At 57.9% G+C, this 22,028-nt stretch carries 20 protein-coding genes; 4 read left to right on the top strand and 16 right to left on the bottom strand.

Annotated features, from left to right (window positions below; all coding sequences use genetic code 11):
• Positions 1-18: 18 nt before the first annotated feature.
• The gene (gene pdxB / locus RT120_RS00445) at positions 19-1,155 is read right to left on the bottom strand and encodes a 4-phosphoerythronate dehydrogenase PdxB (protein ID WP_312978214.1); all 1,137 of its coding nucleotides are present in this window, start codon (positions 1,153-1,155) and stop codon (positions 19-21) included.
• A gap of 100 nt (positions 1,156-1,255) precedes the next feature.
• Between pdxB and flk the strand changes: the two genes are divergently transcribed.
• On the top strand, positions 1,256-2,260 hold the full coding sequence (gene flk, locus RT120_RS00440; protein ID WP_312978807.1) for a flagella biosynthesis regulator Flk: 1,005 nt from the start codon (positions 1,256-1,258) through the stop codon (positions 2,258-2,260).
• 54 nt (positions 2,261-2,314) lie between these two features.
• Here flk and fabB read toward each other — a convergent pair whose 3' ends face one another.
• Positions 2,315-3,535: a beta-ketoacyl-ACP synthase I gene (gene fabB / locus RT120_RS00435; RefSeq protein WP_312978212.1), complete on the bottom strand. Its 1,221-nt coding sequence runs from the start codon at positions 3,533-3,535 to the stop codon at positions 2,315-2,317.
• A gap of 159 nt (positions 3,536-3,694) precedes the next feature.
• Here fabB and mnmC point away from each other — a divergent pair, with 159 nt between their 5' ends.
• Positions 3,695-5,701, top strand: a complete 2,007-nt coding sequence (mnmC, locus tag RT120_RS00430; RefSeq protein WP_312978211.1) for a bifunctional tRNA (5-methylaminomethyl-2-thiouridine)(34)-methyltransferase MnmD/FAD-dependent 5-carboxymethylaminomethyl-2-thiouridine(34) oxidoreductase MnmC — start codon at positions 3,695-3,697, stop codon at positions 5,699-5,701.
• Between the two features lie 38 nt (positions 5,702-5,739).
• Here the strand turns inward: mnmC and RT120_RS00425 are convergent, their stop codons facing one another.
• The 9 genes from RT120_RS00425 to prmB form a co-directional block, all read right to left on the bottom strand.
• Complete coding sequence (locus RT120_RS00425) at positions 5,740-6,756, bottom strand: GTP-binding protein (RefSeq protein WP_312978210.1); 1,017 nt, start codon at positions 6,754-6,756, stop codon at positions 5,740-5,742.
• A 9-nt stretch (positions 6,757-6,765) separates the two neighbouring features.
• Entirely contained in the window at positions 6,766-6,963 is a 198-nt protein-coding gene (locus tag RT120_RS00420; RefSeq protein ID WP_002463504.1) for a YbdD/YjiX family protein, read from the bottom strand.
• 81 nt (positions 6,964-7,044) lie between these two features.
• A complete protein-coding gene (gene cstA / locus RT120_RS00415; protein WP_312978804.1) occupies positions 7,045-9,150 on the bottom strand; it encodes a pyruvate/proton symporter CstA in 2,106 nt (701 codons plus the stop codon).
• 354 nt (positions 9,151-9,504) lie between these two features.
• On the bottom strand, positions 9,505-9,783 hold the full coding sequence (locus RT120_RS00410; protein ID WP_312978208.1) for a YfcL family protein: 279 nt from the start codon (positions 9,781-9,783) through the stop codon (positions 9,505-9,507).
• A gap of 54 nt (positions 9,784-9,837) precedes the next feature.
• Entirely contained in the window at positions 9,838-10,386 is a 549-nt protein-coding gene (locus RT120_RS00405; protein ID WP_312978206.1) for an elongation factor P hydroxylase, read from the bottom strand.
• Positions 10,386-11,171 carry a sulfite exporter TauE/SafE family protein gene (locus RT120_RS00400; RefSeq protein WP_312978801.1) on the bottom strand — a complete coding sequence of 262 codons (786 nt, stop codon included), beginning with the start codon at positions 11,169-11,171 and terminating at the stop codon, positions 10,386-10,388. The genes RT120_RS00405 and RT120_RS00400 overlap by 1 nt, the downstream gene beginning before the upstream one ends.
• Before the next feature lie 22 nt (positions 11,172-11,193).
• The gene (gene mepA / locus RT120_RS00395) at positions 11,194-12,018 is read right to left on the bottom strand and encodes a penicillin-insensitive murein endopeptidase (protein ID WP_312978204.1); all 825 of its coding nucleotides are present in this window, start codon (positions 12,016-12,018) and stop codon (positions 11,194-11,196) included.
• Between the two features lie 5 nt (positions 12,019-12,023).
• Positions 12,024-13,109: a chorismate synthase gene (gene aroC / locus RT120_RS00390; RefSeq protein ID WP_312978202.1), complete on the bottom strand. Its 1,086-nt coding sequence runs from the start codon at positions 13,107-13,109 to the stop codon at positions 12,024-12,026.
• A gap of 61 nt (positions 13,110-13,170) precedes the next feature.
• The gene (gene prmB / locus RT120_RS00385) at positions 13,171-14,103 is read right to left on the bottom strand and encodes a 50S ribosomal protein L3 N(5)-glutamine methyltransferase (protein ID WP_312978200.1); all 933 of its coding nucleotides are present in this window, start codon (positions 14,101-14,103) and stop codon (positions 13,171-13,173) included.
• A gap of 163 nt (positions 14,104-14,266) precedes the next feature.
• On the opposite strand from prmB, the gene smrB reads away from it, so the two are divergent.
• Positions 14,267-14,818 (top strand): endonuclease SmrB, encoded by a 552-nt coding sequence (gene smrB / locus RT120_RS00380; RefSeq protein WP_125291497.1) that lies wholly within the window; start codon positions 14,267-14,269, stop codon positions 14,816-14,818.
• 35 nt (positions 14,819-14,853) lie between these two features.
• Here the strand turns inward: smrB and sixA are convergent, their stop codons facing one another.
• The 4 genes from sixA to RT120_RS00360 all read right to left on the bottom strand — a co-directional run bounded on the left by sixA (position 14,854) and on the right by RT120_RS00360 (position 19,464).
• On the bottom strand, positions 14,854-15,348 hold the full coding sequence (gene sixA / locus RT120_RS00375) for a phosphohistidine phosphatase SixA (RefSeq protein ID WP_312978197.1): 495 nt from the start codon (positions 15,346-15,348) through the stop codon (positions 14,854-14,856).
• Positions 15,349-15,540: 192 nt separating this feature from the next.
• Entirely contained in the window at positions 15,541-17,703 is a 2,163-nt protein-coding gene (gene fadJ / locus RT120_RS00370) for a fatty acid oxidation complex subunit alpha FadJ (RefSeq protein WP_312978196.1), read from the bottom strand.
• Positions 17,703-19,013 carry an acetyl-CoA C-acyltransferase FadI gene (gene fadI, locus RT120_RS00365; protein WP_312978194.1) on the bottom strand — a complete coding sequence of 437 codons (1,311 nt, stop codon included), beginning with the start codon at positions 19,011-19,013 and terminating at the stop codon, positions 17,703-17,705. Before fadI ends, fadJ begins: the two co-directional genes overlap by 1 nt.
• A 166-nt stretch (positions 19,014-19,179) precedes the next feature.
• A complete protein-coding gene (locus RT120_RS00360) occupies positions 19,180-19,464 on the bottom strand; it encodes a YfcZ/YiiS family protein (RefSeq protein ID WP_125291493.1) in 285 nt (94 codons plus the stop codon).
• A 369-nt stretch (positions 19,465-19,833) separates the two neighbouring features.
• Here RT120_RS00360 and fadL point away from each other — a divergent pair, with 369 nt between their 5' ends.
• Positions 19,834-21,201 carry a long-chain fatty acid transporter FadL gene (fadL, locus tag RT120_RS00355; RefSeq protein ID WP_312978193.1) on the top strand — a complete coding sequence of 456 codons (1,368 nt, stop codon included), beginning with the start codon at positions 19,834-19,836 and terminating at the stop codon, positions 21,199-21,201.
• 66 nt (positions 21,202-21,267) lie between these two features.
• Here fadL and mlaA read toward each other — a convergent pair whose 3' ends face one another.
• The gene (mlaA, locus tag RT120_RS00350) at positions 21,268-22,020 is read right to left on the bottom strand and encodes a phospholipid-binding lipoprotein MlaA (RefSeq protein WP_312978192.1); all 753 of its coding nucleotides are present in this window, start codon (positions 22,018-22,020) and stop codon (positions 21,268-21,270) included.
• Positions 22,021-22,028: the final 8 nt, after the last annotated feature.

Raw genomic sequence — 22,028 nt, 5'->3', positions numbered from 1 at the left:
GAACGTAAAAGAAGATGATTAACGCGCCGAATGGTGTACGGCGTTAAATCCCAGCGCAGAGAGCAGCTTTGCCGCCGCCGCGTCATCACACTGAATAAACAGGGATGACCATTCGCGACGCTCCAGATAATGCTTACGCAGCTTATCGAACTCACCCGCTACGCCAGCCACTTTACGCAGTGGCGCGTCATCGCGGCGCACATCATACACCAGATGCACCAGTCTTTTCAGCGTGGGCTGATCCAACGGGCCATGCAGGGTGATGCGGCCAAATTCCGGCGCGGGCAGCAGCGAGTCCAGGGCGATTTGCTGAGGTTTGCCGATAAACGCGCTATAGGCTTCAAACACCTGGGTGGTGCCGCGCGCTTTGCCTTCAAGGGTGTAACCGGCGATATGCGCGGTGCCAATGTCGACTTTATCCAGCAGCGCCACGTTGAGATCCGGCTCCGGCTCCCACACGTCCAGCACGGTGCTGAGTTTCTGCCCGGCGTCGAGGCATTTCAGTAAGGCGGCGTTATCTACCACCGCGCCACGGCAGGCGTTGATTAAAATCGCGCCCGGCTTGAGACGTGAAATCAGCGCTTCATCCGCCAGATGCCAGGTTTTGTACGGGCCGTCTTTAAACAACGGCGTATGGAAGGTGAGGATATCGGCTTCGTCGACCAGCTTATCCAGCGGCTGGAAATCGCCCGGCTCGCCGTTATCGGCGCGCGGCGGATCGCACAGCAGCGTGCGCACGCCCAGCGCTTCCAGGCGCTTCTGCAAGCGCCCGCCGACGTTACCGACGCCGACAATACCCACGGTGCGGTCGGTCAGGTCGAATCCGTCGCGTTCCGCCAGCATCAGCAGCGCGGAAAACACGTATTCCACGACGGCAATGGCATTACAGCCGGGTGCCGCAGAAAACGCGATCCCCGCCTGGTGTAAATAGTCCTGATCCACGTGATCGGTGCCTGCCGTCGCGGTGCCAACGAAGCGGACGCCTTTGCCATCCAGCAACTTACCGTTGACTTTGGTCACCGAACGCACCATCAACGCATCGGCATCATCCAGTTCGGCCACCGGAATCGGCCGCCCAGGCACCGCTTTTACGTCACCCAGACGGGCAAACAGTTCGCGGGCATAAGGCATATTTTCATCAACGAGAATTTTCACGTTACAGTACCTGTTAATGTGCGGGAGATGGGCGCTAAGTGTGCCATAATCTCGCCCTTAGTCATACACGAGACCGAAGGCGAAGTCAGGATTTACTATGATGCAACCAGTCCAGGGCGCACCCGCCCGCCCTCCGGGAGAACCTCCCTCCCCGCAGACAACAGCCGGTGAACTCCCGCTCTCTTCTCAGCAGCGCACCCAGCTTGAGCGGCTGATTACCCGCATCATCGCGCTGACGCAGCAGCAGAGCAGTGAAGTGTGGGCCACCCTGCGCCACGATCTGGGGCTGAAACAGGAAATGCCGTTGCAGTCACGCCATTTTCCCGCCGCCGAGCAAAATCTTAACCAGCGTCTGACCAGCGCGGAAAGTACCCATTCCAGCAGGCAACTGCTGTCGCAACTGACGGAGTTGCTGAACGTTGGCAATAACCGCAAGGCGGCGAGCGATTATATTCGCCAGCAGTTCGGCCAGACCGCGCTGAGCCAGCTGTCGCCCGAGCAGTTGAAAAGCGTGCTGGTACTGCTACAAAACGGCCAGATGGCGATCCCGCAGCCGCAGCAGCGCCCGGCGACGGAGCGTCCGCTACTGCCCGCCGAGCACAATACGCTCAACCAGCAGGTGATTAAACTAGCCGCCGCCACCGGCGAATCGCCAAAGCTTATCTGGCAGTCGATGCTGGAACTGGCGGGCGTGAAAACCGGCGAGTTGATCCCGGCTAAACATTTCGCCTCGCTGAATACCTGGCTACAGGCGCGCCAGACGTTAGTTCAGCAGGCAGCGCCGACGCTAATTTCCCTGCAAACCGCCCTGCGCCAGCCGATGGCGTCGCACGAATGGCAGGAGATTGTTGATTACACACAGCAGCGCTGGCAGGCCACGCCCCAGACGGTGCTGACCACGGCGCAAGTTCAGGATGTGTTAAACCAGGTGTTTGCGCTGCGCGTTAACAGTCACGCGTCGCCGATCGAGACCCGCGATATCCAGCCGATTTACAGCCCGCTGATCCCGTCGTTAATAGAGCCGCTGCGCCAGCTTTCCGCCCGTCCGGGCCTGGTACTGTTCGCGCTGGTGGTGGCGATTGTGGTGGTGTTGATAGTGCTTTAACCGCCGTTCAGAAACGCAAAAAGGGCCCTGAAGGCCCTTTTTATTCAGCGTTGCTTACGCCTGGTATTTACGCATCACCAGGGTGGCATTGGTGCCGCCGAAGCCGAAGCTGTTGGACATCACGGTAGTGAGTTCACGCTCGGTGGTTTCGGTAATGACGTTCAGCCCTTCCGCCTGCGGGTCCAGATTCTCAATGTTGATGCTCGGCGCGATAAAGCTGTGCTCCAGCATCAGCAGGGAGTAAATGGCTTCCTGCACGCCTGCCGCCCCCAGAGAGTGACCGGTCATGGCTTTGGTCGCGGACAGCGCCGGGGATTTATCGCCGAACACTTCGCGGATAGCGCCCAGTTCTTTCACATCGCCAACCGGCGTGGAAGTCCCGTGGGTGTTCAGGTAGTCGATTGGGGTGTCAACGCCGTGCATCGCCATCTGCATGCAGCGCACTGCCCCTTCGCCAGACGGTGCCACCATGTCTGCGCCATCGGAGGTCGCGCCGTAACCGACGATTTCCGCGTAGATGTGCGCGCCACGCGCCAGAGCGTGTTCCAGCTCTTCGACCACCACCATACCGCCGCCGCCTGCGATCACGAAACCGTCACGGTCCGCGTCATAGGTACGGGACGCCTGGTCCGGGGTCTCGTTGTATTTGGTCGACAATGCGCCCATCGCGTCAAACTCACAGGCCATTTCCCAGCACAGCTCTTCGCCGCCGCCAGCAAACACGATGTCCTGTTTGCCGAGCTGGATTTGCTCAACCGCGTTACCGATACAGTGTGCAGAAGTGGCACAGGCGGAGCTGATGGAGTAGTTCACGCCGTGAATTTTGAACGGGGTCGCCAGGCAAGCAGACACGCCGGATGCCATAGACTTAGTCACCACATACGGGCCGACCGCTTTCAGGCCGCGCGGGCTGCGCATCGCATCAGCGCCGAACACCTGGTAGCGCGGGGAGCCGCCGCCAGAACCGGCGATCAGGCCAACGCGCGGGTTGTTCTGGTAAGCGTCGTCAGAAAGACCCGCATCTTTAATTGCCTGCTCCATCGAGAGGTATGCATAAATCGACGCATCGCTCATAAAGCGCACCACTTTACGGTCGATCAGACCGGTGGTGTCCAGTTTTACGTTGCCCCAAACGTGGCTACGCATACCGGAATCTTTTAGCTCTTGAGAGAAAGTAATACCTGAGCGCCCTTCACGAAGGGATGCCAGGACTTCCTGCTGGTTATTACCGATGCTGGATACGATACCCAGGCCAGTAATCACTGCACGTTTCATTTAATACCTCTGTCAGTCGCGCTAATAATAAGAGTCGAGTGGCACAATAGCGTACAGTTGTACGCCGAACAAGTCCGATCAGACGATTTGCCGGTAAATTTGCGCCGCCCGGCCCACATCGCTAAGATCGTGCCACTGCCTGTCAGACGAGTAACTTACGTGAAACATTCCACCATCAAACCAGCCACCCTTGACTTCAATAATGAGGGTACACCTGTTTCCCGAGATTTTGACGACGTTTACTTTTCCAATGACAACGGTCTGGAAGAGACCCGCTACGTCTTTTTGGGGGGTAATCAGCTACCGGCGCGCTTTACCCAGCACCCGCGCACACTGTTTACCGTGGCGGAAACCGGCTTTGGCACCGGGCTCAATTTTCTTACGCTCTGGCAGGCGTTTGACGCATTTTGCGCCGCGCATCCCGACGCGGCGCTGAACCGGCTGCATTTCGTCAGCTTCGAAAAATTCCCGCTTCAGGCCGGGGATTTAACACGCGCCCACGCCGCGTGGCCAGAGCTGGCACCCTGGGCAGAAAAACTGCATCGCCAGTGGCCGCCACTGCTGGCAGGCTGCCAGCGGCTGTTATTTGATAACGGACGCGTGACGCTGGATTTATGGCTGGGCGACGTCAATGAACTGATCCCCGAATTAGATGACGCATTACAGGGCCAGGTGGATGCGTGGTTCCTTGACGGCTTTGCCCCGGCCAAAAACCCGGATATGTGGACGCCGCAACTGTTTAACGCTATGGCGCGGCAGGCGCGGCCCGGCGCGACGCTGGCAACCTTTACCTCCGCCGGTTTTGTACGCCGTGGGTTGCAGGACGCCGGGTTTACTATGCAAAAAAGCAAAGGCTTTGGCCGCAAGCGTGAAATGCTCACCGGTGTGCTGGAACATCCCCTACCCGCGCGTTCGCTGACGCCCTGGTATCAGCGCCAGGCGGCGCAGGGTGATGATGTGGCGATTGTCGGTGGCGGCGTCGCCAGCGCGCTGCTGGCATTAGCGCTGCTGCGGCGCGGCAAGCGCGTAACGCTGTATTGCGAGGATGAGGCTCCGGCGCAGGGCGCATCCGGCAACCGCCAGGGGGCGCTGTACCCGCTTATCAGCCACAGCAATCCGGCGCTGACGCGCTTTTTCCCGGCCGCGTTTACCTTCGCCCGTCGCCTGTATGATGCGTTACCCGTTGAGTTTGACCATGACTGGTGCGGCGTTACGCAGTTGGGCTGGGATGAAAAAAGCGCCGGGAAGATCCGTGAAATGCTGGCGCTGGATTTGCCGGCTGATGTAGCGCGCGCAGTAGACGCGCAAGACGTGTTCATCCACAGCGGCGTTGAGACCGGCTGCGGTGGCATTGAATACCCGCTCGGTGGCTGGCTGTGCCCGGCGCAGCTTACGGCGGAGGCGATTGTCCTGGCCAGGCAGCAGGGATTAACGGTGCATTACCGGCATTCGGTAAAGCAACTTCATCACGATGGGCGCTGGCAATTGGCCTTTGCCGACGGGCAGCAGGCTGAACATGACGCGGTGGTATTCGCCAACGGCAGCAAGCTGAGCCAGTTTGAGCAAACCGCGATGCAACCGGTATACGCGGTGGCGGGCCAGGTGAGCCACATTCCCACCTCGCCGCCGCTGTCGGCGCTGCGCCAGGTGCTGTGTTATGACGGCTATCTGACGCCGGTGAATCCGCAAAACCAGCATCACTGCATTGGCGCCAGCTATCATCGTGGCATGGAAAACGCGCGGTACAGCGAAGAGGATCAGCAGCATAACCGCAAGCGGCTGATTGACTGTTTCCCCGATCAATCGTGGCCCCACGAGGTGGACGTCAGTGCAGGCGACGCGCGGGTTGGCGTACGCTGCGCCACGCGCGATCATATGCCGATGGTGGGCAACGTTGCCGACTACCCGGCCCTGCTGGAACAGTACGCGTCATTATCCCGGCACAGCGCCACACCGGAAAATGTGCCTGCTGCGCCGGTTCACCCGAATCTGTTTATGCTGGGCGCGTTAGGCTCGCGTGGTTTGTGCAGCGCCCCGCTGGCCGCAGAGATCCTCGCCGCGCAGATGTGCGGTGAACCGATACCGATGGACGGCCCAACGCTGGCGGCGCTCAATCCAAACCGACTATGGGTGCGAAAATTGTTGAAGGGAAAAGCGGTAAAATAAAGGTAGCGGCGGACGCGGTTTAGCGCATCCGCCGGTGTTTACGCGGTCGCCTGAGCGAAAGCCGCTCTCAGTTCATCAACGGGCAGATAGCGCCCGATTATCACCAGCCGCGACTGGGGCGTTTCGCTTTCATTCCAGGGTGAGCCGTAATCAAAGCCCACCACTTTATGCACACCCTGGACAATCAGGCGCTGGGGATTTCCGGCAATCGCCAGCACCCCTTTGTAGCGCAACATGTCATTACCGTAGCGCTCTACGCACTGCTCCATAAACGCCCCGGCCTTATGCAAATCCATCCAGCCCGCTTCAAAAACGTGCGCCTGAATGGCGTCGTCCCAGGAGCGTTTGGTTTCTTTAAATGGCGTAAAGCGCGGTGAAGATTGATCGGCTGGGCGGATCGCGTGGAAGCCTTTGGTCAGGCCATTGCCGTCGCTCAACTCAAACGCGTTGATGTCGAGCCACAGATCCGCCGGGCAGACGCCGTTTTCGATCTGGTAGATCTCGGCTTTGTTGTTGATCTGATGGATGCGCGCCAGCGCCTCATTATGCTGATGTTCATCGCAGGTATCCGCTTTGGTCAACAAAATGCGATCGGCGAAACCGAGCTGTGAGGCGGCAACCGGATGCTCATCCAACTGGCGGGAAATATGGTGACAATCCGCCAGCGTAATCACCGCATCCAGCCGCAGCGCTTCACGCAGCGCCTCTTCAACAAAAAAGGTCTGGATAATCGGGGCCGGGTCGGCGAGGCCGGTGGTTTCAACAATCAGGCGATCGAAGGTTAATTCGCCGCGCTGGCGCTGGGCCAGCAGTTCGGTGAGGGCGGCGGTAAATTCGCCGCGCACGCTGCAACACACGCAGCCGTTGGACAGTTCGACAACGTTAACGTTATCGCCGCCGCGCAGCAGCGCGCCGTCAATATTCACCGCGCCGAATTCGTTTTCCAGAATCGCCACCGATGCGTCGGCGTGGTGGGTGAGAAAATGGTTAATCAGCGTGGTTTTACCGGACCCCAAAAACCCGGTTAACAGGGTGACTGCAACAGCATTGTTCATCTCATTTCCTTAACAGCAGCGGGCTCCGCCTTTCCCGCCGTAACGTGCGTCCTGGCGTTCACGGAAAAATTCTTCATAGGTCATCGGCGTTTGATCGGGATGATTAAGCCGGATGTGCTGAACATAGTTATCGTAATCCGGTACGCCGACCATTAATTTCGCCGCCTGGCCCAGATATTTACCGGCTTTGGCTAAGGTATCAAACATACCGTCTCCTTCTGTCTATAAAGCCAAAAACTCCCCAGCCGTTAAGCCGGGGAGTGGATTACTTCACTTTCAGTGAAATCATTAGTGGGCGCTTTTCGCCTGGGTCACGATATCCTGATAGTTTTCCGGCATCGGCTCGTAAGGCACCTCTTTCGCGGTGGGCTTATCGACTTTCAATGCCGCCAGCGCGGTCTTGATTGAGAACAGCGCAATCACCACCACCACCACCATAAAGAAGATGGTCAGGCCCGCATCCAGACGGTTGTTAAACACCAGTCGCGCCAGCTGCGCCTGGGTGTATTGCGCCGGAATGTTGCCGCTGTCGATCATCGCCTGGAATTTGTTGGCGATAGCCAGGAAGCCCACTTTAGCATCCGGGCTAAACGCTTTCTGCCAGCCCGCCGTCATGGTGCAAATCAGCAGCCATGCGGTAGGAACCAGCGCAACCCATGCGTAGCGTTGGCGTTTCATCTTGAACAGCACCACTGCGCAAAGCATCAGCGCCATGCCTGCCAGCATCTGGTTGGCGATACCAAACAGCGGCCACAGGGTGTTGATGCCGCCCAGCGGGTCAACCACGCCCTGGTGCAGGAAGTAACCCCACGCCAGTACGCACAGCGCCGTCGCCAGAATGTTGGCAGGCAGCGAATCAGTACGTTTCAGGCCCGGAGAGATCACGCCCAGCAGGTCCTGCAACATAAAGCGCGCGGCACGGGTACCGGCATCCACCGCCGTCAGGATAAACAGTGCTTCGAACAGGATCGCGAAGTGATACCAGAAGGAGACATCCATCAGGCCGCCCAGCGCGCCGTGCAGAATGTACGCCATCCCTACCGCCAGGGTCGGTGCACCGCCCGCACGGGAGATGATCGACTGCTCGCCCACTTCGTTAGCGATTTGCGTCAGGGTTTCCGGGGTGATCTGGAAGCCCCAACTGCTCACCACCTGTGCCGCAGAGGCCACCGCATCAGTGGCACCCGCCGGAACCAGCACCGCCATTGGGCTGTTCATGGCGAAGTACACGCCCGGGTCGATAACGCATGCCGCCACCAGCGCCATGATCGCCACGAAGGATTCCATCAGCATGCCGCCGTAGCCAATCAGGCAGGCCTGATTTTCGTTAGCCAGCATTTTCGGCGTGGTGCCGGAGGAAATTAACGCGTGGAAACCTGACACCGCGCCACAGGCGATGGTGATAAACAGGAACGGGAACATGTCGCCGGACCAGACCGGACCGGTCCCGTCGATAAACTTGGTAATCGACGGCATGGTCAGGGTCGGACGCATAATCAGGATGCCGATTGCCAGCCCAACAATGGTGCCGATTTTCAAAAAGGTCGACAGGTAGTCACGCGGCGCGAGCAGCAGCCAGACCGGCAGTACCGCCGCCACAAAGCCGTAGCCCACCAGCATCCAGGTCAACTGTACGCCGGTAAAGTCGAAGTACGGAGCCCATGTCGGGCTTTCTGCCACCCAACCGCCGGAAATAATCGCGAAAATCAGCAGCACCAGACCAATAACCGACACCTCGCCGATGCGCCCAGGACGCAGATAGCGAATGTAGACGCCCATAAACAGCGCCAGCGGAATGGTGAAGGCCACGGTGTAGGTGCCCCACGGGCTGTGGGTCAGCGCTTTCACCACGATCATCGCCAGTACCGCGAGGATAATCACCATGATCATGAAACAGGCGACCAGCGCGATCACCCCGGCGGTGTTGCCCATTTCCTCTTTTACCAGCTCGCCAAGGGAACGACCATCGCGGCGGGTAGAGACAAACAGCACCATAAAGTCCTGCACGGCGCCTGCAATAACCACGCCCGCGAGGATCCACAGCATGCCCGGCAAATAGCCCATTTGCGCAGCCAGCACCGGCCCGACCAGCGGACCCGCCCCGGCGATTGCCGCAAAGTGGTGGCCAAACAGCACTTTTTTATCGGTTGGCACGTAGTCGAGACCGTCGTTATGGCGCACCGCAGGCGTCATACGCGTTGAGTCCACGACCAGCACCCGTTTAGCAATAAACAGGCCGTAGAAGCGGTAAGCGATCAGATAGACACAGACTGCGGCAACCACAATCCACAGCGCGTTAATCTGCTCTCCCCGGTTCAGAGCGATGTATCCCAAAGCAAATGCGCCCACTAAGGAGAGCACTGCCCAGAGGAGGTATTTCCCTGAGTTATTCATCATGTTTTCCATTTTTTGTCCGTCATAGCTCGGGTTGCCTGCACGCGGCGGCGAAACGCAAACTAATCAGGGTCTCTAAGAGGTATGAGGAGCGACCAATACATTACAATTTGTTTCTAGAACAAACCGCAGGATTTAACAACCTCACTACCGGGGAAAACCAGCCCTGCAATCACTCTTTGTTTCAGTTTGTTAACAAGATCACCTTAACAAGGCAAACCTGTTGCAACCTTTTCGGCAGGGTCTCGGTGACGTCACGCTAATGGGCAGCGCAGCGCTAAGCGGATAAAACACAAGGGAAAAAGGCGGGAGGCTTCATGCCATCTGCTGAAAAGAGGGCATGAAGCCAGGGCATTAACTGGCTTTGGCTTTCTCGAACAGCGTTTGCCACATACCGGACACCAGCGCCTGGTCGCGCGGGGTCAGTTCGCCTGCACCAATGGCTTTTTGCAGGCTTTCCGTCACTTTCTGGTGCAGGGCGTCGGCAGAGTGATCGTCACCCCCTTCCAGTTCCGCCACGGCAAGCGTCAGGTGCCCGCGCAGGTAGCCGCTGGCGAACAGCTCGTCATCACTGGCGTGTTCAACCATGTCATCAATCAACGCCAGAATGCGTGCTTCGAATGCTGCGATCATCGTCTTTCCTCAATTACCCGTCATATTATGGGGTTCAACTGCAAAAAGCATGGCTCAGGACAGGTCTTCTGGCCACGGAAAACGGTCCGCCGTCAGCGGCGGCGTTTGATAATAGTCCTGAAGCGCGGCGATAAACCGGGCCGGACGCGCCGGGATGCCCTCTTCCAGCCACGTCATCACCTGGGCGTGAACCCGGCGCTGAAACTTGATGCGATCCGGCTCGAAGTCCCCTTCCAGGTTGTCGCAGCTAACGTTAAACGGAAAACCCGCCGCTTCACAAAACAACCAGTCCAGCGCCTGAGGTTTGATTTCCACGTCCTCAAACTGGCACTGGGTCTGGGCGTCGCGCCCGTCCGGGCAATACCAGTAGCCGAAGTCTACCTGCTCGCGGCGCGCTTTCCCGGCGATGCACCAGTGGGAAATTTCATGCAGCGCGCTGGCGTAAAAGCCGTGGGCGAACACAATCCGGTGATACGGCGCGTCAGCGTCAGCCGGAAGATAGATCGGTTCGTCGTCGCCTTTAATCAGACGGGTATTAAAATCGTTAAAAAAGCAGCCTTCGAAAATATCGACCAGCTGCTGATAATGGTGTGTAGTGCTCATTAATGTATCCCAAGCCACTGAAGGAGCGCCGCGCCGTGGCTGTCGAACAGCAGTTTGGCGCTCATCACAGCGGAAACAATCACAATCATCGGACGGATAAGCTGCTGGCCTTTGCTGAGCACCAGACGTGAACCTAACCGCGCCCCTATAAACTGGCCGGCCATCATCAGAAACCCGGTGGCCCACACCACTTTTCCGCCAATAATAAACAGTAGCAGGCCGCCGACGTTAGACGTGGCGTTAAGCACTTTGGCATGAGCGGTGGATTTCGCCAGATTAAACCCGCACAGCGTGACAAACGCCAGCGCGTAAAACGAGCCTGCGCCAGGGCCGAAGAAACCGTCATAGAACCCGACGCAGCCGCCCGCCACCAGGGCAAACGGCAGGCCGTAAAGACGGCGTTGCCGGTCTTCTTCGCCCAGCTTAGGCATTAACAGAAAGTAAAGGCCAATGCCGATCACCAGGATCGGCAGGATTTGGCGCAGAATGTCCGAGTTCACGAACTGCACCAGCAGCGCGCCGCTGGTGGAGCCGATAAAGGTCATCAGGATATTGAGCTTTTGATCCTTCAGGCTGACCACTTTACGGCGGATAAAGTAGATAGAAGCGGAGAGTGAACCACCGCAGGCCTGAAGTTTATTGGTGGCTAACGCCTGGGCAGGCGACATCCCCGTCGCCAGCAGCGCCGGGATAGTGAGCAATCCGCCCCCACCCGCCAGCGCATCGATAAACCCCGCGAGCATGGCGATAAAAAACAAACCGACCATCACCAGCGGGGAAAGCATAAACAGATCCACGAATTAATCCTTAAAGTACGTGTTCATCCAGCAGAGCCTGACAGGAAGGCGGTGGTGGCGGAGGCGTTTTCTTCTCTGTTGACTGACTACCCGGTTTCGCCGGTTTGAACCAGCTTTGCAACTCTTCGCCACAGCCATCTCCCGGCGGCGGCGGCGCTTGCTCTACGCATTCAAGACTGTCAGCGGGGCAGCGCAGGCGCACATGCATATGAGCGCGATGGGCAAACCACGGGCGCACTTTATTCAGCCAGTCGCGGTTGGTGCCCGCATCCAGGCATAATTGTTGTTTAATCGCCGGGTTAACGAAAATACGCGTCACTTCGTCATCCAGCGCCGCCAGCTTGATCATGTTATACAACTGCGGGGTCCAGCGGCTGGCTACCACCGATTTGCCGTTGGCAGACACCAGATCAAGCGCCTGTGGGCGCAGCAATTGCGCCGAGGTCCAGCGGGTTTTCGGCAGTTGCAGGAAGATATCGACGTCCAGCCCGGTTTGATGGCTGGCGTGGCCAGTAGCAAAGCGCCCGCCTGCGGCCATTCCCATGTCCCCCACCAGCACCGTTCCCATGCCGAGATCGTTCACCTGGGAACTAAAACGCTGGATGAAATTCACCAGTTCCGGATGGCCGAAATAGCGGCGCTGATCGGTTCGCATCACCTGATAGTGATCGGAGGCTAGCGGCAGCGCCTGCGCCCCCACGATGCAGCCATTGGAAAATGCGCCAATAGACTGCGGCGCGCCGGGGATCGGATTAGGCACTTTCTGCCAGGGCGTAGCGGCCAGCGTGACGGAACTCGCCAGCAGCGCCGCCAGGGCGATAAGGGAATGTTTCATACTGTTTACCAACGGGGGACCGACGTGCTGACGTCGGCGTTTTGCGCGCGCTGACGCAGCAGATGATCCATTAAGACAATCGCCAGCATCGCTTCGGCGATCGGCACGGCGCGGATCCCGACACAGGGATCGTGACGCCCACGGGTGATCATTTCTACTTCTTCGCCGAAACGGTTTACCGTGCGCCCCGGCACCATAATGCTGGAGGTGGGTTTCAGCGCCATGTGCGCGACGATTTGCTGGCCGCTGCTGATGCCACCCAGCACGCCGCCCGCGTGGTTGCTCTGAAAACCGGCGTGGGTGATTTCATCGCGGTTCTGGCTACCGCGCAGTTGCACCACACCAAAACCGTCGCCAATTTCCACGCCTTTCACGGCGTTAATGCTCATCAATGCGTGGGCGATATCGGCGTCCAGGCGGTCAAATACCGGCTCGCCAAGCCCGGCGGGAACGCCGTCAGCCACCACGGTAACTTTCGCGCCGATGGAGTCGCCCTCTTTTTTCAGGGCGCGCATCAGTTCGTCCAGCGCCTCGATTTTATCCGGGTCCGGGCAGAAGAACGGGTTCTGTTCCACCTTATCCCAGTCCTTGATTTCCAGCGGGATGTCGCCCATCTGGGTCAGGCAGCCGCGAATCACCACGCCGAATTTCTGCGCCAGATATTTTTTAGCGATAGCGCCCGCCGCGACGCGCATGGCGGTTTCACGGGCGGATGAACGCCCGCCGCCGCGATAGTCACGCAGGCCATATTTTTGCTCGTAGGTGTAATCCGCGTGTCCCGGACGGAACACGTCTTTGATGGCGCTGTAATCCTGGGAGCGCTGATCGGTATTTTCAATCAGCAGGCCAATACTGGTGCCGGTGGTGACGCCTTCAAACACGCCAGAGAGAATTTTTACCTGGTCCGGCTCGCGGCGCTGGGTGGTGTAGCGCGATGTGCCGGGACGGCGGCGGTCGAGATCGTGCTGGAGATCGGCTTCGGTCAGCGGGATACCGGGCGGTACGCCGTCGACGATGCAACCCAGCGCCACGCCGTGCGATTCCCCGAAGGTGGTCACACGGAAGAATTGTCCAATACTGTTTCCTGCCATCACGGCTCCGTTGTCGTTGTTGTGTTTTTGAGCGATGTGAAACGGGCCGCAGCCCGTTGGATTAATCTTTATAAATGCTGAAGTGCTCGCGCGCCGCGATCAGCTGCGCTTTGGTCAGCATGAAGACGCCGTCACCGCCGTTATCAAACTCCAGCCAGGTGAACGGCACATCCGGATATTGCTCCATCAGATGTACCATGCTGTTACCCACTTCACAAATCAGAATCCCCTGGTCGGACAGGTAGTCCGGCGAGCAGGCCAGAATGCGGCGCGCCAGCTTCAGGCCATCGCTGCCCGCCGCCAGCCCCAGTTCCGGCTCATGGCGGTACTCGTTCGGCAGGTCGGACATATCGTCCTCGTCCACATACGGCGGGTTGGTCACGATGATGTCGTACTGCACTTTCGGCAGGTCGCGGAACAGGTCGGAGCGAATCGGGGTAACGTGATGGATCAGGCCGTGCTCTTCAATGTTGTGCTCGGTCACCGCCAGCGCATCGGCAGAAATATCTACCGCGTCGACTTCAGCTTCAGGGAAGGCATAAGCGCAGGCAATGGCGATGCAGCCGCTGCCGGTGCACATATCCAGAATATGTTCAGGCTGGCCGTCGAACAGCCCGGCGAAACGGTTGTTGATCAGCTCGCCAATCGGCGAACGCGGCACCAACACGCGCTCATCAACGTAAAACTCGTGGCCGCAGAACCAGGCTTTATTGGTCAGATAGGCCACCGGAATACGTTCGTTCACCCGGCGGATCACACGCTCGACAATGCGGTGGCGTTCGCTGGAAGTTAAGCGCGCGGTGCGCATATCTTCAGGAATATCCAGCGGCAGATAAAGCGATGGAAGCACCAGTTGTACCGCCTCATCCCACGGGTTATCGGTGCCATGACCATACCAGATGCCCGCCGCGCTAAAACGGCTGACTGACCAGCGCAGCATATCCTGAATGGTATGCAGTTCATTGACTGCTTCATCGACGAAAATTTTATCCACTATTCCTCCGGCGCGCGCGACGCGTTAAACACGGCGGCTAGTTTGCCACGATGGCAGCGATAAATCAGCATCCACCCTTCTCCGCCAGCGTGAAAACGCGTTTTATTTAGCACTGGCGAAGGAGTCAGGTACACTGCCTGCGATAAGAATGACGGAGAAGAGAATGAAAAAGAAAAATTCGCTTAATGAGGAGGACCAGACGCTGTTCCGGGAACTGATGCGCGGCACCCGTAAAATTAAGCAGGACACCATTGTCCACCGCCCGCAGCGTAAAAAAGCGAATGAAGTGCCGGTAAAACGCCTGATTCAGGAACAGGTGGACGCCAGCCACTATTTTTCCGATGAGTTCCAGCCGCTGTTGGCGGCGGAAGGCCCGGTGCGCTACGTGCGCGAAGGCACCAGCCATTTTGAATTGAAGAAATTACGCCGCGGCGACTATTCGCCGGAACTGTTTCTGGATTTGCACGGCCTGACACAGCTTCAGGCCAAACAGGAATTAGGCGCGCTGATTGCCGCCTGTCGGCGCGAACACGTGTTTTGCGCCTGCGTGATGCACGGCCACGGTAAACATATTCTGAAGCAGCAAACCCCGCTGTGGCTGGCGCAGCATCCGCACGTAGTGGCTTTTCATCAGGCATCGAAAGAGTACGGCGGCGATGCCGCTTTGCTGGTGCTGATTGAGGTGGAGGAGTTCAGGCCGCCTGAACTGCCTTAAATACAAAAAAGCCGCTTTACGCGGCTTTTGGACGTTTACCCATTGCTGGCTTTCGCCATTTTCAGGTTGCAGGGACTCATCTGCCAGTTAAACACGCCCTTATCGGTTTGTGGATCGAGCGTTACGCTGGCAATGGCTGAGGTTGAGAACATTGGCGGCGTTTCTTCCGGGCAAAGTTCAGAAACCAGGTAGCCGACTAACGGGAGGTGAGAGATCACCAGCACCGATTTGACGCCATCGTCTGCCAGCGTCTGAAGGTCGGCACCGACCATTCGCACATCGCCGCAGGGCGTCAGCTCCGGCAGGACATCGACGTTTTCCGGCAGTGTGAACACTTCCCGAACCACATCCAGCGTCTGCCCGGCACGCAGATAGGGGCTGACAAGAACACGCTCGATGTCCACCTTTTGACCTTTTAACCAGGTCGCCATTTGACGGGATTCGTCGCACCCGCAGAGGGTTAAGGGACGAACCGCATCACTGGCGGCATCAAGAGCTGCGTCGCCGTGACGCATAATGAAAACTTGCATAGTGCACCGCTTTTGTTAACCAGAATCGCCACGTTCCCCAACAGGCCCGAAGCCTGTGGGGAGATCATCGCGGCCGGGCATTGTGCCTTATCCCGACGTTGAATGAAACGCTGTGTTTTACCTTAATGGCGTAAGTATAGTCAATCGCCGTTTACAATTTAACCAACCCCCGACACACCGGTAAAAAACCGGTTAATCAGCGGTCACCGTTGCAGGCTCAGTGTCAGCCTGGCTTTGCCAGAATTTTTGCTGGGTTTGCGCCATTGCCAGCAGCCGCTCGCAGGGAGCAAACCGCTCGCCATAACGGCTTTCCAGACGTTGCAGCCGGGCGACCACCTCTGCCGCGCCCAGGCTGTCCATGTAGCGAAACGGTCCGCCGAGGAAAGGCGGGAAACCGATGCCGAATACCGCGCCGATATCGCCATCCCTGACCGAACGCACCACGCCTTCCTCCAGCGTTCGCGCTGCCTCGTTCAGCATCATCATCACACTGCGTTCCGCAAGCGCCTCCGCCGCCATTTTTTGCTCAGGCTTCACGCCAATAAGCGTATAAATCGCAGGGTCGACCTGTTTCTTGCTTTTACGCCCTTTTGCCGGATAAAGATAGAAACCGCGACCGTTTTTTCTGCCTTTGCGATCGTCCTTCAATATTGCTGCAACGGCATCATTCGGCGCGCTGAAACGCGCCCCGAACGCCCGCTCCAGCACGGGGATAATTTTAGTACCTACGTCTATTCCAACCTCATCCAAAAGTTGGATCGGCCCTACCGGGAACCCAAACTTCACCAGCGCGTTATCAATATGCTCAATCGGTTCACCTTCAAGCAGGCAGCGCATGGCTTCATTGATATAGGGCGCAAGAATGCGGTTAACGTAAAAGCCCGCGCTGTCCGCCACCACTATCGGCGTTTTGCCCTGCTTCTTCGCCAGCGCCACGGTGGTGGAAATGGTTTGCGCGCTGGTTTCCGCATGGGGAATGACTTCCACCAATGGCATTTTGTCGACCGGGCTGAAATAGTGAAGGCCTACTACCCGCTCCGGGTGCGCGGCGTTTTGCGCGATATCGCTAATCGGCAACGAGGAGGTGTTAGAGGCGAAAACCGTTTCCGGCCCGGCGTACTGTTCCACTTCGGCGACCATCTGGCGCTTCAGCTCCAGATCCTCAAATACCGCTTCCACCACGATATCCCGCTGGTGAAAGCCGCGATAATCGGTGGAGCCGCTAATCAGCGCCATCTGGCTGTCACGCTCCACCGCTTTTAAATGGCGGCGGCGTACTTTTTTATTGAGCAGATCCCAGCTGTATTTCAGCGCATGGTTAATGCCCTTATCGTTAATATCCTTCAGGCGCACCGGTAGTTTGCCTTTGGTGGCGGTGACATAGGCAATCCCGCCGCCCATCAGCCCGCCGCCGAGTATACCCACGGCGCGCAGCGGTTTTGGCGGCACTTCGCTGCCCTGATCCTTTTTCAGTTCAGTGCTGGCGAAAAAAATATTACGCAGCGCGGCGGATTGCGGCGTCATGGCGAGTTCGCCAAAAGCTTTCGCTTCTGCCTCATAGCCGCTGGCGCTGCCCTGCTCTAACCCAATACGCACCACGTCGATAATCCGCGTGGCCGCCGGGTAGTTACCGTGGGTTTTTTGCAGGGTTTGCTTCGTGACCATGCGGAACAGGATCGAACGGCCCAGCGGCCCGGCCAGTACACGTTCACGCACCGGCAGGCGGCGCGAGGCAGGACGGCCCTGCTTCGCCAGTTCCACCGCCGCGTCCAGCAGAATCGACTTCGGCACCACGTCATCCACCAGGCCAACTTTCAGCGCCTGGCGCGGACGTAACTGTTTACCCGCCAGCATCATTTCCAGCGCGGTGCTGACGCCAATCAGGCGCGGCAGGCGCTGGGTGCCGCCGGAGCCGGGCAACAGCCCGAGTTGCACTTCCGGCAGTCCGAGCACCGTTTTACCGTCATCGGTACAGACCCGGCGATGGCAGGCCAGCGCCAGTTCAAGACCGCCACCGAGGCAGGGTCCGTGGATCGCCGCCACCACCGAAATGGAGAGCGCCTGAATATCGGCCATGATCTGCTGGCCCTGCTTCGCCAGCGCCTCGGCCTGCTGCGCGGTCTGGCAGCTGGCGATCATATTGATATCCGCGCCCGCGATAAAATTGTCCGGTTTACCGGAGATAAACACCACGCCCTGTAGCTGCTTGTTTTCGTGAATTTGTTTGAGGATGGCGCGCACTTCGCCGCCAAACTCAGCCTTCAGGGTGTTCATCTTTTCGTTGGGAACATCGATGGTGACGATGGCGATGTTATCCAGACGAACGTGCATGTGAAATGCGGATTGCCCTTCCATTATTCAGCCTCCAGTACCATTGCCGCCCCTAATCCACCTGCCGCACAGGCCGTTACCAGACCGAAACCGCCGCCACGGCGGCGCAGTTCATTCAGGGTCTGGACGATCATGCGCGCGCCAGTAGCGGCAAACGGATGACCGTAGGCGATAGAGCCGCCCATCACGTTAAAGATAGCGTCGTCAACGTCGCCAGTGGCATGGGCGCGGCCCAGCACCTCGCGGGCGAAACGCTCACTGGAAAGCATTTTCAGATTCGCCAGCGTCTGGGCGGCGAAGGCTTCATGCATATCAAACAGAGTCAAATCCGCGAGGGTGATCCCGGCGCGATCCAGCGCCAGCGGCGTGGCCCAGGCTGGCCCTAACAGCATGTCCTGCCAGACGTCGACGGCGGTAAAAGCGTAGCTGCGCAGATAGCCGAGCGGCGTCAGGCCCAGTTCTTTAGCGCGTGATTCGGTCATCATGATCAGCGCGGCGGCACCGTCGGTGAGCGGCGTACTGTTTGCCGCCGTCACGGTGCCGTGTTTGCGATCAAACGCCGGGCGCAGTTTGGCGTAATCAGCCTGGGAACTGTTTTTGCGAATATTGTTATCTTCGCTGAAAGGTTCACGATACGGCGGCACATAGGCCGTCATCACTTCATCGGCAAATTTGCCTTCCTGCCAGGCCTGCGCGGCCCGCACATGAGAGCGGTGCGCCAGCGCGTCCTGCTGTTCGCGGGTGATGGCATGGGTTTTGGCCATCTGCTCGGCGGTATCACCCATACGTAAACCGGTAGAATACTCCGCCACGGCAGGCGGCACGGGCATCAGGTCGCGCAGGCGCAGGCGGGAGAACAATTTCAGGCGCTGGCCGGTGGTACGGGCTTTATTGACGTCCACCAGCACGCGGGCCAGCTTTTTGCTGACGCCAATCGGCAGCACGGACGAGGAGTCTGCGCCACCGGCGATACCGGCGCGGATCGTCCCGGCCATCAGGCTTTCCGCCACGTTCGCCACCGCCTGGAAGCTGGTGGCGCAGGCGCGGCTGACGCTATAAGCATCGGTGTGCACATTCATGCCGGTGCCAAGCACGATTTCACGGGCAATATTAGGCGCTTCGGGCATCTGCACCACCTGGCCGAAGACCAACTGTTCGATGACGTCGGGTGGGATTTCGCTGCGCGCCAGCAGTTCGCTGACCACCATTTTGCCGAGATCCACCGCCGGAATGCCGTGAAAGGCGGTCGCCTGGCGAGCGAATGGGGTTCGCAACCCGCTGATGATGGCAATACGATCGCCCGGACGGGCAAGACGCGGTAACGCCTGACTCATAACACTCCCCTGTAAAAATGGACACACAACGTAAAAGTGGTCGGACCTGACGACAGTCTTAACCAAATTTTTACAATTAGCCAACCGGGGAAATGAAAAAGTGCGAGGAGTTACACGAATTTACGCAGAGAGAACGCCTTCCCGGAACGGGAAGGCGTCGAAGGGATTAACGCAGGCCTAGCTGGAAAATCATGGTTTCTGCCTGGCAGGCAAAAACGAAATCGATATCCAGGCGTACGCCGTCGCTTTCTTCCGTGAAGTTAGCGTTGATCTGGCACGGCTCGGATTCAACTTCACGGGCTTTGGCGCTCAGAGCTGCCAGGGTTTCTTCGGCTTGTGCGCGGTCCGGGAAAACGCGGCTGTAGGACGCGGTGCAATCGGTGTTGTCCATAATGGTTCCAACATCAATACAGCAGCAAACCGGGGTTTCATCAGCACTGCATTTACTCATTGTGATTTCCTCTGTACATCGCACCTGGGGTGCAGTTAGCAATCCGGCTATTTTACGCCCCGATTGAAACCTGCTCCACCCGAGATTTTCGTCAAATCCCGACAGATTTAGAAATCAGCGATAAAAATGATCTGAAACAAAAATCACCCTGTTCGCCGAGAGACATCGGCCCCAATTTTGCCACGGCGATCTCGTTTCGATGATCAATTTATAAATTTTTAATAAACAAACTTGCAACATTCACTCTGGTCGGACCTATACTCTCGCCACTGGTCTGATTTGTATGCCGTAACTCAGACCCTACACTTCGCGCTCCTGTTACGGTAAGTAACATTATTTAAATAAAAATAAATGGATGAGGTTATGGTCATGAGCCAGAAAACCCTGTTTACCAAGTCTCTTCTCGCAGTCGCAGTGGCAATCGTCTCTTCTCAAGCCTGGTCCGCAGGTTTTCAATTAAACGAGTTTTCTTCCTCTGGCCTTGGCCGTGCCTATTCAGGGGAAGGCGCTATTGCCGATAACGCTGGCTCTGCCAGCCGTAACCCGGCGGCGATCATGATGTTTGATCGCCCGACGTTCTCCGGCGGTGCCATCTTCGTTGACCCGGATGTTAACGTGTCTGGTCGTTCGCCTTCAGGCCGCAGCCTGGATGCAGATAACATCGCGCCGACGGCGTGGGTGCCGAACCTGCATTTTGTTGCGCCGATTAATGAACAATTTGGTTGGGGCGCGTCCGTGACCTCCAACTACGGTCTGGCGACCGAATTTAATGATGACTATGCAGCAGGTTCTATGGGCGGTAAAACCGACCTGGAAACCCTTAACCTCAACCTGAGCGGCGCTTACCGTCTGAATAACCACTTCAGCTTCGGTCTGGGCTTTAACGCCGTTTATGCAAAAGCCAAACTGGAGCGTTACGCTGGCGACCTCGGTCAGTTGACCGCAGCCCAGCTTAGCCGTAACCCTGCATTTACCACCAATACCCCGCAGGGCGCGCAACTGCGTGGTCTGGCTCAGTATGCCAACTCGCTGGACAGCAATACCCAAATCGCGCGCCTGAAAGGCGACGAGTGGGGCTACGGCTGGAACGCCGGGATCATGTATGAAGTTGACCAGGACAACCGTTACTCCCTGACCTATCGTTCAGAAGTCAAAATCGATTTCGAAGGCGATTATAAGAGCGACCTGAGCAGCAGCCCGGCCATCAACGCCGCGCTGTCCAGCCAGGGCCTGCCTTACGGCACCGGCGGCAGCACCATCGGCGGCAACCTGACGCTGAACCTGCCGGAAATGTGGGAACTGTCTGGTTATAACAAGGTGGCACCGCAGTGGGCCATCCACTATAGCCTGGCGTACACCAGCTGGAGCCAGTTCCAGGAGCTGAAAGCAACCAGCAACAATGGCCAGACCCTGTTCTATAAAGATGAGAGCTTCCGCGATTCTTACCGCATCGCGTTAGGGACCACCTACTTTATGGATGACAACTGGACGCTGCGTGCCGGTATCGCCTTTGATGACAGCCCAGTCCCTGCCGACCACCGCTCCATCTCCATCCCGGATCAGGACCGCCTGTGGCTGAGCACCGGTGCGACCTATGCGTTTAACAAAGACGCTTCCGTGGACGTGGGCGTGTCCTATATGCACGGTCAGCACGTTGAGTTCACCGAAGGCCCGTACACCTTCCGTTCTGAAGGTAAAGCCTGGCTGTATGGCGCGAACTTCAACTACGCGTTCTAATCTTCTCCTCAAAACGCAAAAAGGTGAGCCGCGGCTCACCTTTTTTATTGCCGCTGTTCAGCGGCGTTATTCTGAATCGATGTCTTTCAAATCGTCCTGAATCGCCTGGGCGTTCGGGTTTTCTTCTGGCTTCAACTGGCCGCCGTTGGCGATAAAGTCGTTACGCTGGAAGTAAGCTTCGCGCACCAGAATATACGGGTCGGAAGACTGGCGCAGCAGGCCATCGGAATCGAGCAGTTGCGCGCGGGTTTCAACGCCTTCAATCGCCCATTTGCCGATCGACATCGGCCAGGTCAGCCAGGAAAGCACCGGATAGAGCGTATCCGCCGCATCGCCGCCCTCTTCACGCAGCGTAAAGCTGCCATAGAACGGCAGTTGCAGGTACGGACCGTAACCCACGCCGTAGTGCCCAAGCGTGCTGCCGAAACGATGCGGCTCAACGCGCTGTAGTTTCGGGTTCGACAGCCCGGCAACATCAATAAAGCCGCCCATCCCCAGCAGGGTGTTAAGGAAGAAGCGCGTAAAGTGCACCATCCCCTGGTACGGGTCGCCCTGAAGGAAGTAGTTCACCATAATGGCGGGCTCTTCAAGGTTGCTGGTGAAGTTGCTGATCCCGTTACGCGCCGGTTGCGGCACGTAATCGCGCCAGACAACGGCGACCGGACGAACAACATAAGGATCCAGTACGTTAAAGTTGAAGTTGTACATGCTACGGTTGAACCCTTCGAACGGGTCCGAGCGTCCCTGTTGTTCTCCCGAGCTGGCGCACCCCACCAGTAAGGTTGTCGCCAGCGCAATGCCGGTCAGGCGAAAATTCATCTCTGTCT

Source organism: Atlantibacter sp. (genome assembly GCF_032062175.1).
In the GTDB taxonomy this organism is placed as follows: domain Bacteria; phylum Pseudomonadota; class Gammaproteobacteria; order Enterobacterales; family Enterobacteriaceae; genus Atlantibacter.
The sequence above is the reverse complement of the archived record's forward strand: the minus strand, read 5'-3'. Positions and strand labels throughout refer to the sequence as shown.

Coding starts and splice junctions, on each gene's coding strand:
- flk (WP_312978807.1), top strand. CDS start 1,256: ATGCAACCAGTCCAGGGCGCACCCGCCCGCCCTCCGGGAGAACCTCCC.
- fabB (WP_312978212.1), bottom strand. CDS start 3,535: ATGAAACGTGCAGTGATTACTGGCCTGGGTATCGTATCCAGCATCGGT.
- RT120_RS00425 (WP_312978210.1), bottom strand. CDS start 6,756: ATGAACAATGCTGTTGCAGTCACCCTGTTAACCGGGTTTTTGGGGTCC.
- RT120_RS00420 (WP_002463504.1), bottom strand. CDS start 6,963: ATGTTTGATACCTTAGCCAAAGCCGGTAAATATCTGGGCCAGGCGGCG.
- cstA (WP_312978804.1), bottom strand. CDS start 9,150: ATGAATAACTCAGGGAAATACCTCCTCTGGGCAGTGCTCTCCTTAGTG.
- RT120_RS00410 (WP_312978208.1), bottom strand. CDS start 9,783: ATGATCGCAGCATTCGAAGCACGCATTCTGGCGTTGATTGATGACATG.
- RT120_RS00405 (WP_312978206.1), bottom strand. CDS start 10,386: ATGAGCACTACACACCATTATCAGCAGCTGGTCGATATTTTCGAAGGC.
- RT120_RS00400 (WP_312978801.1), bottom strand. CDS start 11,171: ATGCTTTCCCCGCTGGTGATGGTCGGTTTGTTTTTTATCGCCATGCTC.
- mepA (WP_312978204.1), bottom strand. CDS start 12,018: ATGAAACATTCCCTTATCGCCCTGGCGGCGCTGCTGGCGAGTTCCGTC.
- aroC (WP_312978202.1), bottom strand. CDS start 13,109: ATGGCAGGAAACAGTATTGGACAATTCTTCCGTGTGACCACCTTCGGG.
- smrB (WP_125291497.1), top strand. CDS start 14,267: ATGAAAAAGAAAAATTCGCTTAATGAGGAGGACCAGACGCTGTTCCGG.
- sixA (WP_312978197.1), bottom strand. CDS start 15,348: ATGCAAGTTTTCATTATGCGTCACGGCGACGCAGCTCTTGATGCCGCC.
- fadJ (WP_312978196.1), bottom strand. CDS start 17,703: ATGGAAGGGCAATCCGCATTTCACATGCACGTTCGTCTGGATAACATC.
- fadI (WP_312978194.1), bottom strand. CDS start 19,013: ATGAGTCAGGCGTTACCGCGTCTTGCCCGTCCGGGCGATCGTATTGCC.
- RT120_RS00360 (WP_125291493.1), bottom strand. CDS start 19,464: ATGAGTAAATGCAGTGCTGATGAAACCCCGGTTTGCTGCTGTATTGAT.
- fadL (WP_312978193.1), top strand. CDS start 19,834: ATGAGCCAGAAAACCCTGTTTACCAAGTCTCTTCTCGCAGTCGCAGTG.
- mlaA (WP_312978192.1), bottom strand. CDS start 22,020: ATGAATTTTCGCCTGACCGGCATTGCGCTGGCGACAACCTTACTGGTG.